Consider the following 10,634-nt stretch of genomic DNA (forward strand, 5'->3'; position numbering starts at 1 on the left):
ACTTGAAATCCGTCATCGTTCCGTCCGTCCAATCTCCGCCAAGCATGCTCAAGCTTCACGATTTTTGCAACAGAGCCCCCGGAGCGGTGCCAAGCGCCCGGAACGCTCCCGCCGACAGCAGCGCTGTGCCGCCGGGCGCCGCATTCGCGCCGACCAGCGCCAAAATCGTATGGCCGTGATCGAGTTCGGTCAGTTCGACGAAACTGCCCGGCGCGGCCCCTGCCGCCGCGACCGACACGCCGGGAGCACCGCCATCGTCAGGCCGGGCCACCGCGACCATGTCGAACGACGCACCACCCGACGTCGCGCGCGGACCGGCACCTTGCGGCATATCCGAAGGCGCTTCGCCCTGCGGCGGGCCGGCGGGGCGCATCGGCTGCGACCAACCCGTGCGCGGCCGATCGGACGATAGATCATTGCGAAGCCCGTCAGCAGCGTCCAGCGCGGCGGCGAGAACGATCAGCGCGAGCATTTACTGCGACACCGCATCCGAGAGCAGCCCCACCGACAGCGCATAGAAATTCGAGCAATTATAATCGAGAATGACGCGGTAATTGCCCGTCAAAAGATAGGCGGTATCGCCGGGGCCATCCGGTTCGATCAGCGTCGCCAGAACGGAATCGCGCGGCCACGTCCGGCTCTGCGGTACTATGCCAAGCGCGCGCCATTCCGCCATCGTCTTCCAGCCGCTATGCCGCTGGAAAACGCGCGGACAGCGCGGGCTGAACATACGGTTGACGATCTGCGAGCGGTCGAACCCGGCGGGCACGTTCACCGCGAAACCCCAGGGCTGCCCCGGACGCCAGCCGGCATTACTGAAGTAATTGCCGATCGAGGCAAGCGTGTCGGCGTCGCTCGTCCAGATGTCGGCACGCCCGTCGCCGTCACCGTCACGCGCCAGCCGGTTGTAGACCGATGGCAGGAACTGCGGCCCGCCGGTCGCGCCCGCCCAGCTACCCACCAGTTTGCTCCTCGGCACACCGCGATCGATCATCTTGAGCGCGCCGATGAATTCGTCCGTGAAAAGATCGCGTCGACGCCCTTCATACGCGAGCGTGGCGAGCGCGCGCGGCAGGTCGAAACCGCCCATCACCACGCCGTAGTTTGTCTCATTTCCCCAGATCGCGACCATGATCGATTCGGGAACGCCGGTCTCCTCCTCAATCTTCTTCAGGCGCCAGCGCTGCGCCTGATACGCGGTACGGCCGCGGCTGATCCGTTGCGCGTCGACGTGCGCGATTCGGTACGGCGCGAACGGCGGGACGGCCGTGCTCCCCGGGTTGCCGGGCTGCTTGCGATCGAGATCAATCACGCGCTGGTTGAGCGTCAACGTCGGCAGCACCGCGTTGAGCGTCCCCTCCGACACACCCTGCGCCCGCGCCTGCACGCGTAACTGACCGAGGAACGCCTGAAAACCGGCATCGTCCTGAGCACACGCCGGCAGGGAAAACACGGCCGCGACGGCCGCGCCGATCGCCGACAAGGATTTGCAAAACACCCGCATGCGAGGACTCTGGCACAAGCCCGCGCCGACATGAACCCCCAAAGGCCGTACCCCTTGCACAAATCGGCGTTCCGGCTCTAAGCGGAGCCAGCACGCGGAGAGATGGCCGAGTGGTTTAAGGCAGCGGTCTTGAAAACCGCCGTGGGTGTAAGCTCACCGTGGGTTCGAATCCCACTCTCTCCGCCAAAGACGTGCGATCAGGATGCGCGCGGAACGCCCGGAAAAATTTGCCCCTGCACACCGGATGCTCGTGACATGCGTGTACGGAGAACGGTCGCGCCCTGACGGTCCCGTCCGCGCCTATCCGTCGTGGAAACGACATCGCCGCGTCTCATGATTGCAGCGATACTGACACAAAGCGCCCCTAGTGGGTCGCCAGCCGGCGAGAACAACGCAAAGCCGCGCTTTGCCCAAGGGGACATCATTTGACGAAATTCATCTCGGCCGGCGCGTTCGCCGCGCTGCCGGTCGCGCTGTGCGTACCCGTTTTCGCGTATGCCGCACCCGTCGCTACGCCAGCCGAAGCGCCCGTCGCCGATCAGATTGCGGATGCCGACACGGTGATCGTCACCGGCACGCGCGATCGCGGCGTGACCCAGTTCAATTCGCAGTCCCCGATCGACGTGCTGCCCGCCACCGCTCTCGATGCGAGCGTCTCCGGCGATCTCAACGACACGCTCGCGCAATTGCTGCCTTCGTTCAACGTCCAGCGCCTGCCAGCCGCGGATGGACAGGCGTTCGTGCGCCCCGCCACGCTGCGCGGGCTGTCGGCGGACCAGACCCTCGTGCTGATCAACGGCAAACGGTATCACCGTTCCGCCCTGCTCGGCACGCGCGGCGCGCAGGCGCCCGATCTCGCGACGATCCCCGGCCTCGCCATCAAGCGCATCGAAGTGCTGCGCGACGGCGCTTCGGCGCAATACGGATCAGATGCGATCGCCGGTGTCGTCAACATCATCCTGGACGACCAGCCCGGTCTCAACGCATTCGGCCAATATTCGCAATATTACAAAGGCGACGGCAAGGAATATCAAGGTGGCATCCAGGGTGGCGTGGCGCTCGGCGACCGCGGCAGCTTCGTCTTCACCGGCGAATATGATCATTCCGAAGCCACCTCGCGCACCCGCCAGCGGCCCGACGCGATCGCCTTCCAGGCCGCGAACCCCACGCTGAAGGTGCCAAACCCGGTGCAGCGCTGGGGGCAGCCGGATCTCGAAAGCATTCGCGGCGGCTACAATACCCATTTCGACGTCTCGAACGCGTTCAAGCTCTACAGCTTCGGCACGTTCGGCGAGGGCGAAGGCGTCACCGATTTCAACTGGCGCAACCCCGCCGGCACGGCGTCGGTCTATGGCGCCAGCCCCGCCTTTCCCGGTTTCAACTTCTCCAGCCTGTACCCGACGGGGTTCACGCCGCGCTTCGGCACGCAAACCAGCGATGTGCAGGCGACCGGCGGCGCGCGCGGCGCGCTCGCGGATGCGTTCACCTATGATCTCAGCGCATCCTATGGCCAGAGCGTGATCGACTACACGCTGAGCGAGAGCCTCAACGCTTCGCTCGGCCCGACCTCGCCGACCGCTTTCTATCTCGGGCGCCTGCGCCAGCGCGAGTTCAACCTCAACGCCGACTTCGTGTACCGCCTGCCGGTCGGCGGTCTCGCGCCGATCAACATCGCCTTTGGCGGCGAACGGCGCCTCGAACAATATAGCGTCCGCCCAGGCGACCCGGCCTCCTACGCGATCGGTCCGGGCGCGGCATCGGGCCTGGCGCCCAATTCGAACGGCTTCCCCGGCTTCAGCCCGTTGCAGGCGGGTCGGTTCAGCCAGGAGAGTTACGCCGGATACGGCGATCTGGAATGGCAGCCCGTCAAGATGCTCAGCGTCGGCGCGGCCGGCCGCTACGAGAACTTTTCGGCCTTTGGCGGCAAGTTCACCTACAAGCTGAGCGCGCGCGTCGAACCGACCGACGGCATCGCGCTGCGCGGTGGCTATTCGACCGGTTTCCGTGCGCCGACGCCGGGGCAGCTCAACACCTCGAACACCTCGCAAGGCCTCGATACCCGCACCTTGCAGGTGTTCAACAGCGGACGTCTCGCCACCACCGATCCGATCGCGGTCGCGCTCGGCGCCAAGCCGCTCAAGCCCGAAACATCCGATACGATCACCGCCGGGCTGACGTTCAGGACCGCGTTCGGGCTGACCGGCAGCGTCGATGCCTATCAGATCAGCGTCGATGGCCGCTTCAGCCAATCCGCGTCGGTCGCCGTGCCCGCCAGCGTCGCCAATCCGCTGCGCTTCACCTCGGTCAGCTATTTCACCAACGATTTCGACACGCGCACGCGCGGCATCGAGGCGGTGTTGAACTATGTGCAAGCGGTCGGGCCGGGCAAGGCGACCGCGACGATCGCCTATAATTACAATCGCACCAAGGTGACGAGCGGCACATCGGCGGCGATCCCGAACGAGACCCAGCGGATCGTCTTCGAACAGCGTCTGCCTCAACACAATGCGACCGGGTCGATCGGCTATGATGTCGGCGCGGTCGGGCTGCTGCTGCGCGGGCGCTATTATGGCGGCTGGACCGACGTGTCCGGCAACGCGACCGGTGACATCTACCAAAAGTTCGGCGGCATCGCGCTGTTCGATGTGTCGGCCAGCTACACCTTCGCGCGACATTTCACGATCCGCGCCGGTGCGGAGAATGTCTTCAACCGCTATCCGGCCGAAGCGACCAACCAGGCGGTGCGCGGCCTGATCTATTCGCGCAACGCACCCTATGATACCGACGGCGGCCAATATTATGTCCGCCTGGGCATGAAGTTCTGAGGAAGCGAACGGCATGCCGACGATCAGCCGGAGAGCGATGATGACCGCGGCGGCGGCCTTGCCCGTCGCCGGCCGGCTGGGCGCGGCGATGCCGGGGCGCGGTCCGGCGCCGGACAGCCGCGCCGCCCGCCCCGATGACGAAGCCTATTGGGCGAAGATCGCCGCGCAATATGATGTGAGCCGCGACGTCATCCAGCTCGAAAACGGCAATTGGGGCATCATGGCGAAACCCGTGCTCGCCGCCTATGAACGCGCGGTCGAGCGGGTCAACCGCGAGAACAGCTTCTACACCCGCCGCGGCTTCGCGGGCGATTACCGCGCGGTACATCAGCGGGTGGCGGCGGCGCTGGGCGTCGGCGCCGACGAAATCGCGCTGACCCGAAACGCCACCGAGGCGTTGCAGGGGCTGATCGATGGCTACAACAAGTTGCGGCCGGGTGATGCCGTGCTCACCGCCGATCTCGATTACGACAGTATGCTCGGCTGTTTCGACGGTCTCAAGGCCCGACGCGGGGTGCAGGTGGTGCGGATCGCGCTCCCCGAACCCGCGACATATCAGGGCGTGATCGACACCTATGCGCGGGCGTTCGCCGCCAACCCCAAAATCCGGCTGGTGCTGCTCACCCACCTCAGCCACCGGACCGGGCTGGTGATCCCGGTGCGCGAGATCGTGGCGATGGCACGCGCGCGTGGCATAGACGCGATCGTCGATGCCGCGCACAGTTGGGGACAACTCGATTTCGACTTTGCCGATCTCGGTGTCGATTTCGCCGGCTTCAATCTGCACAAATGGTGGGGCGCGCCGCTCGGCGTCGGTGTGTTGTATCTGCGGAAGAGCCGGGTACGCGACATCGATCCCGACCCCGCGAATGGCGAAAGCGACCTCGACAGCGTGCATGCGCGCGTCCACACCGGCACGAGCGATTTCGCCGCGATGTTGACCGTGCCGGACGCGTTCGACTTCCAGCAGGCGATCGGCACGCCGGCGCGGGCGGCGCGGCTGCGCTATTTGCGCGATCGCTGGGCCGAGCCGCTGCGCACGCTGGACGGGTTGCAGATCCTGACGCCGAGCGATCCGCGCTCGCACGGCGGCATAACATCGTTCCGCATCCGCGGCCTCGTCACCCCGGCCGACAATATCGCCGTGGCGAAAATGCTGCTCGACGAATTCGGCATCTTCACCGTCCACCGCACCGGGGTCGCGGCCGGGGCGTGCGTGCGGGTCACACCGGCGTTGTTCACCGATCCGGCACAGATCGACAAGCTCGCCGCGGCGCTGCCACAGGTGGTCAAGCGGCTTGCGAAAGGCTGACGACCGGGGAGAACCCGACCTTCAGGCGGGGAGCCCCGCGATCCCGGCGACGCCTGCGTGGTCATAGGAGCATGGATCGAGCCGCCAACACAGGAGTGCAGGCGCCCACTACAACACGGCGGGGGGGTACGAAGCGGCGAGCGCCTGCCCGATGGGTGTTGCCCTCAGCGGGTCGCCGCGACCATCCGCAATGTCCCGGAGCGTACCGTTCGGACGATCCCGTGCCCGCTCCTAAGCATCCGCCGAGGGCACCGTGAAGTGGAAGCAGGAGCCCTTCCCCTCCTCCGTTTCGTACCAGATGCGGCCGCCATGCGCTTCGACGACGGATCGGCAGATCGACAGTCCCAGGCCCATGCCTTCCGCCTTGTCGCTCAGGAAGGGCTTGAAAAGCCTCGCGGCGGCTTCGGCCGAAATGCCGGGGCCATTGTCGGTCACGGTGAACTGAACCATGTCGCGATCGACCCTGGCGCCGACGTCGATAACGCCGCCGCGCCCAAGAACATCGATGGCGTTACGGATCAGGTTCATCAGCGCCTGCTGGATCTGAACACGATCCACGAGAATGCGGGGCATCGTGCGAGGCACGCTGGAGGTGCAGGAGATGCCTTTGACCTTGCAGTCCACAGCCCCAAGGATCATCGCCTGGGCTGTAACGTCATGCGGATCTTCGATCGTCCGGTCTAGTTCCTCGCGGCGAACGAACTCCCGCAAACCATGTACGATCGCACCGGCACGCAAGGCTTCGCGGCCCGCTTCCTCCAAAGCCTCGCCGACCAGCGCACAGGCGTCCGCGCGTTCCTCTCCGACAAGCGTGGCCGCCGCCTGAAGGTAGTTGGCGATCGCGTTGAGCGGCTGGTTCAGTTCATGGGCAAGCGTCGTCGCCATCGTGCCGGCGGTCGTGATCCGCGATATGCGCAGCAATTGTGTCTGAAGCGTGCGCCGCTCCGCTTCGACGCGCTCGGCCGCAGTGAGATCGCGCATGAAGCCGGTGAGAATCTTGCTGCCTCCTGCGGTAGCTTCGCCGACGAAGAGCCTCAGCGAGAAGACTTCTCCGGTCTTGCGGCGCCCTTGGACCTCTCGCGGTCCCGTCAACGGCCCGCGTGCGGGATCGGCACCATATCGTTCGATACCGCGATTGTGTTTCAGCGCATCGTCGGGAGACATGAGCATGGAGATGCTACGCCCGAGCACCTCATCGGCGGTGTAGCCGAACATCTGCTGCGCCGCAGGGCTGAAAGAGAGTACATCGCCCTTCTCGTCGGCGGTCACCATCGCATCCGGAACGGTGTCCAGGATGGAGCGTAACTGCGCGACGCGTGCCTCGGCCGCCTGCATCCGCTCCCAGTCGGGCGTCATGTCGTGCACGACGGAGCCGAACCCGATCGCATTGCCCGCCGCATCACGCACCGCATTCACGGTTGCGTCGGCCAGGAACTGCGTTCCGTCCTTGCGCAAGCGCGCCGAGCGCGAGTGACAGCTACCTTCTTCCAGCGCCGTGCGTAGCTGCGTGGCGGGCAATCCGGTCATTCGGTCGGAGGGCAGGAAAAGAAAGCTGTGTTCGCGCCCCAGGGCCTCCACTTCGCTCCAGCCGTAAAGCCGCTGGGCGCCGGCATTCCAGATAATCACCCGCCCGCGACGATCGAGGAAGCACAATGCATGTCGCTCGGCGCTGTCGATCAGCAGGTTCAACTCGCGGTTGAGCGCCGCCGCCCGCGTCTGGCTTCGCACCAGCCCGGTGAGGACTTCGGTGAACAAGACGATTCCGCCGATCTCCCCGCCGGGGCGTCGCCAGGGCATGACCTCCCAGCGCACCCAGTCGGTCGCTCCGTCAGCACGGTCGAAACGCTCGATATCGCTGGAAACCGTCTCGCCGTGCAGCGCCCGGCCATGAACCGCCCGCCAATCCTCGCCGATCTCCGGGAACAACTCGTAATGAGATTTTCCCTCGATGCTGCTCTCGCTCAGGTTGTAGTCCGTGAGCCACCGGCGGCTAACGCGCAGATATCGCATGTCAGTGTCGAGAACCGCGATCGCGGCCGGCGCATGCTCCAGCAACAGACGCGTGAGATCGTCATCTTCGGAAACGCGATCCTGTCGAATGCTGGTTTGCGACATGGTGACGATTGCTCTCGCTCTCGGCGCTGATCCGTCCAACCAGCGCCTGACTGCAAGTGGGTCACACCTGCATGGGCTCGCGCAATTGTGGCTTTTCCTGAGCTTCGGCACCATCAGGGATGACCGCAGTCGTTGGCGGCGGGGCGGGACTTGGCCCAAACCTGCTGCGATCCCAACCCAGCGGCGAAGGCGATGCGCAGCGCGTCGGCCAAATTGCTGACGTTCAGCTTGGTCATCACGTTCGCGCGATAGACTTCCACAGTGCGCGCGCTGATGCCCAGATCATAGGCGATGGTCTTGTTGGGATAACCGCAGGCTAGGCCCTCCAGCACTTCGGCCTCGCGAGAGGTGAGCCTGCGAATCTGAAGCGCCGCCCAGCGCGCCTGCTCGCGCCGGCTCTCCTCGCTGCGCAGCAGCTCGAACGCGGTATTCAGGGCTTCGAGCAGCTTTTCCCGGTCGACGGGCTTTTCGAGGAAGTTGGCCGCACCTGATTGCATCGCTCGCACCGCGACGGACACATCGCCGTGTCCGGTAAGCATGATGACGGGAAAGCTCATCCCTTGCTCGGCCATTGAGGATTGGACAGCGAGCCCATCCTTTCCAGGCATCCGCAGATCCAACACGACGCAAGCGGGCTCGGACCTTTCGGCCCCCTTCAGAAAAGCGTCGCCGTCATGCCAGCGTTTCACGCGAAACCCCGCGACGGTGAGCAGGAAATCCAGCGAGCGCCGTACCGAATCGTCATCGTCGATGACGTGGACCAGCGGCCTCTCCCCATCCCCATGCAGCATTGGACGCCCTCCTGCTGTGTCGCACCGGGTCGCCGCTCACGCTCATGATCCCGTCGCCCTCTTGTTATCAGAAGTGAACGCGATTCCGACCATTGTGGTCAGGACAAGATCAGGATGCCGCAAGGGCTATTCTCGAGGTTGAATACTTCGCCTTTGGAAATCGGTTTGTATGGCCGCCGTTTTTTGACCATGTGCGTAGCTTGCGTTCTCTGACTGAGAACAGCACTTATCAACAAGTAGTTTTACGGATTTGACGAGCGCGATCCGCCTGCGCTCACGCCCAAGGCAGCGCCCCGCGAAAGGGAAGGGCCGCCGCGATCATGGCTGCGGCGGCCATCGACGAACCCGACATGATAGCCTCGGATCAGTAGCCAGCCCCTGGCCCGAAGGTGATCTCCACGCGCCGGTTGAGCAGCTCGTGAACGCCATCAGGCGTCGGCACGGCCGGCCGCGTCTCCCCATAGGCGGCGACCAGCATCGCCTGTTCGGGAACGCCTTTGCTGAGCAGATAGGCTTTCACTTCCTGCGCGCGGCGTTCGGAGAGTTTCTGATTATGCTCCTCGGTGCCCGAGCGGTCCGTGTGGCCCGCGATCTGCACCGCCGCCGTGCCGGTCTGCTGGTAAGAGCCTGCGGCATCATCGAGGATCTTCTGCGCGCCGGCGTCGATCTTCCACTGATCGCGCGCGAAATAGACGGTATAGTGGGTGTCCGGCACTTTCGCGATCGCCGGGGCGACCGAGCCTGCCGCTACCGGCACGTACATCGGGTTCGGCGACCCATTCGGCTTGAGACGGCACGGTCGTCCGAGTGCGTTGTACACCGCGTACACATCGGGGTTGCCGCAGATCACCTCGCGCGCCGCCTCGCGATCGCCGAGGGTCTGCGCCAGTTCGCGCGCGTTGAGGCGGCGGACGCATTCCTTGTCCTGCCAGGTCGATCCGCCCGAGGCGCCGAAGCCGAGCACGGACACGCCGAGCGAGGTCGACCCCATGCAGGTATCGGTGAGCGTGGTGGTCAGCGCCGGCGTGAACACGCTCGGCGTGGTGACCAGCTTCTGCCGTTCGGGCGCATAGGAATTCGAGGTGATGGACTGCGCATTGCCCGAGTTCGATGCGTCAGCGCCCGACTGGGAGTTGGAGTTGGAGTTGGAGTTCGAACCCGAGGTCGAGGTCGCCCCCGATTGCGTCTGGGCGACCGCCGCGTTGGTGTTGACCGGGTTCGACGTGGCCGCCGAATTCGAGTTCGAACCGGATGCCGATCCCGACACGGAGCTTTGCGCCATCGCGGCCGAGCTGCTCATGGTGCAGGCTATCAAGAAAAAGAAAGATGCGCGTTTCATGAGGAATCCCCTGTTTCCTGGTGATGGACGAGACCGGGGGAGGTCATCCTCCCCCGGCCCCTTGCACGATCCAGCGTGGTGTCAGCGGGCGCGAAGAGCCATGCCGGGGAAGGTGAAGGTCGGCACGACCGAGAGGCCTCCCGCAGCACCGGCGCCGACCTGCACGCCCGCGGCGGCCGCGTGGCCGTTGCCGAAATTCGTCGCCGAGTTCGACGTACCGCCCTGCGTGCGCGAGTACGTGTCCATGGTGGCCCCTTGCGGGAAGGGCGGCAGCCCCACACTGGTCATCGCGGCGCCCGCCGCCGAGGCGTTGCCCGCCGATGAGTTCGCGATCGAGACACCGTTGTTGTGCGAGCTAGCGATGGAGCCCGAACCCGCGGCGGAGATCGACACGGCGGCCACCCCCGACGGGATTTCCTGGGCGAAGCTCGGCGCGGCAACGGCAAGCGAAACGAGCGAGCAAGCGCCGATCAGAACTTTGCGCATACATTCCTCCTTCTGTGATGGAGCAGTTGGGAACGACAGCGAATGCGCGTCCGTCCGGCCTGACAGGCGCTCGGCGTGCAGGCCGGAAGAACTCACCCTCGTTGTCGCTATCTGGGATACGTCCGGCGCGACCGGCGCTGTATCGGCTCATGTACCGAGGGTGATGAACGTACGGGACAAACCGGATGATCGAGACGCGAACGCACGCGCGCTTCGTTTCTTATCAAGACGATGTCGCCGGTTAGACGGCGGAGCATGATTC

At 65.1% G+C, this 10,634-nt stretch carries 8 protein-coding genes and 1 tRNA gene; 3 read left to right on the forward strand and 6 right to left on the reverse strand.

What is annotated here, in order from left to right:
• Positions 1 to 55: 55 nt before the first annotated feature.
• Together PX554_RS09360 and PX554_RS09365 are read right to left on the reverse strand one after the other, a co-directional pair.
• Positions 56 to 472 (reverse strand): hypothetical protein, encoded by a 417-nt coding sequence (locus tag PX554_RS09360; RefSeq protein WP_275501036.1) that lies wholly within the window; start codon positions 470 to 472, stop codon positions 56 to 58.
• On the reverse strand, positions 473 to 1,504 hold the full coding sequence (locus PX554_RS09365; RefSeq protein ID WP_275501038.1) for a lytic murein transglycosylase: 1,032 nt from the start codon (positions 1,502 to 1,504) through the stop codon (positions 473 to 475). It abuts the gene before it with no gap.
• A gap of 96 nt (positions 1,505 to 1,600) precedes the next feature.
• Between PX554_RS09365 and PX554_RS09370 the strand changes: the two genes are divergently transcribed.
• From PX554_RS09370 to PX554_RS09380, 3 genes are all read left to right on the forward strand, one after another.
• Positions 1,601 to 1,690: transfer RNA gene (locus PX554_RS09370), tRNA-Ser, on the forward strand.
• A 239-nt stretch (positions 1,691 to 1,929) separates the two neighbouring features.
• Complete coding sequence (locus PX554_RS09375) at positions 1,930 to 4,329, forward strand: TonB-dependent receptor plug domain-containing protein (RefSeq protein ID WP_275501040.1); 2,400 nt, start codon at positions 1,930 to 1,932, stop codon at positions 4,327 to 4,329.
• Between the two features lie 13 nt (positions 4,330 to 4,342).
• Positions 4,343 to 5,641 carry an aminotransferase class V-fold PLP-dependent enzyme gene (locus PX554_RS09380; protein ID WP_275501042.1) on the forward strand — a complete coding sequence of 433 codons (1,299 nt, stop codon included), beginning with the start codon at positions 4,343 to 4,345 and terminating at the stop codon, positions 5,639 to 5,641.
• Between the two features lie 231 nt (positions 5,642 to 5,872).
• Here the strand turns inward: PX554_RS09380 and PX554_RS09385 are convergent, their stop codons facing one another.
• The 4 genes from PX554_RS09385 to PX554_RS09400 all read right to left on the reverse strand — a co-directional run bounded on the left by PX554_RS09385 (position 5,873) and on the right by PX554_RS09400 (position 10,372).
• Complete coding sequence (locus tag PX554_RS09385) at positions 5,873 to 7,756, reverse strand: PAS domain S-box protein (protein WP_275501045.1); 1,884 nt, start codon at positions 7,754 to 7,756, stop codon at positions 5,873 to 5,875.
• Between the two features lie 113 nt (positions 7,757 to 7,869).
• Positions 7,870 to 8,547: a response regulator transcription factor gene (locus PX554_RS09390; RefSeq protein WP_093225981.1), complete on the reverse strand. Its 678-nt coding sequence runs from the start codon at positions 8,545 to 8,547 to the stop codon at positions 7,870 to 7,872.
• Between the two features lie 364 nt (positions 8,548 to 8,911).
• On the reverse strand, positions 8,912 to 9,847 hold the full coding sequence (locus PX554_RS09395) for an OmpA family protein (RefSeq protein WP_275501048.1): 936 nt from the start codon (positions 9,845 to 9,847) through the stop codon (positions 8,912 to 8,914).
• A 120-nt stretch (positions 9,848 to 9,967) separates the two neighbouring features.
• Positions 9,968 to 10,372, reverse strand: coding sequence for a hypothetical protein (locus tag PX554_RS09400; RefSeq protein WP_093225984.1), 405 nt, complete (start codon positions 10,370 to 10,372; stop codon positions 9,968 to 9,970).
• Positions 10,373 to 10,634 lie beyond the last annotated feature (262 nt).

It is taken from the genome of Sphingomonas pollutisoli (genome assembly GCF_029167165.1).
GTDB lineage: Bacteria > Pseudomonadota > Alphaproteobacteria > Sphingomonadales > Sphingomonadaceae > Sphingomonas > Sphingomonas pollutisoli.

What these genes read in the sequence shown, in the direction of transcription:
- PX554_RS09380 (WP_275501042.1), top strand. Translation starts at nt 4,343, where the DNA reads ATGCCGACGATCAGCCGGAGAGCGATGATGACCGCGGCGGCGGCCTTG.
- PX554_RS09400 (WP_093225984.1), bottom strand. Translation starts at nt 10,372, where the DNA reads ATGCGCAAAGTTCTGATCGGCGCTTGCTCGCTCGTTTCGCTTGCCGTT.
- PX554_RS09395 (WP_275501048.1), bottom strand. Translation starts at nt 9,847, where the DNA reads ATGAGCAGCTCGGCCGCGATGGCGCAAAGCTCCGTGTCGGGATCGGCA.
- PX554_RS09385 (WP_275501045.1), bottom strand. Translation starts at nt 7,756, where the DNA reads ATGTCGCAAACCAGCATTCGACAGGATCGCGTTTCCGAAGATGACGAT.
- PX554_RS09365 (WP_275501038.1), bottom strand. Translation starts at nt 1,504, where the DNA reads ATGCGGGTGTTTTGCAAATCCTTGTCGGCGATCGGCGCGGCCGTCGCG.
- PX554_RS09360 (WP_275501036.1), bottom strand. Translation starts at nt 472, where the DNA reads ATGCTCGCGCTGATCGTTCTCGCCGCCGCGCTGGACGCTGCTGACGGG.
- PX554_RS09390 (WP_093225981.1), bottom strand. Translation starts at nt 8,547, where the DNA reads ATGCTGCATGGGGATGGGGAGAGGCCGCTGGTCCACGTCATCGACGAT.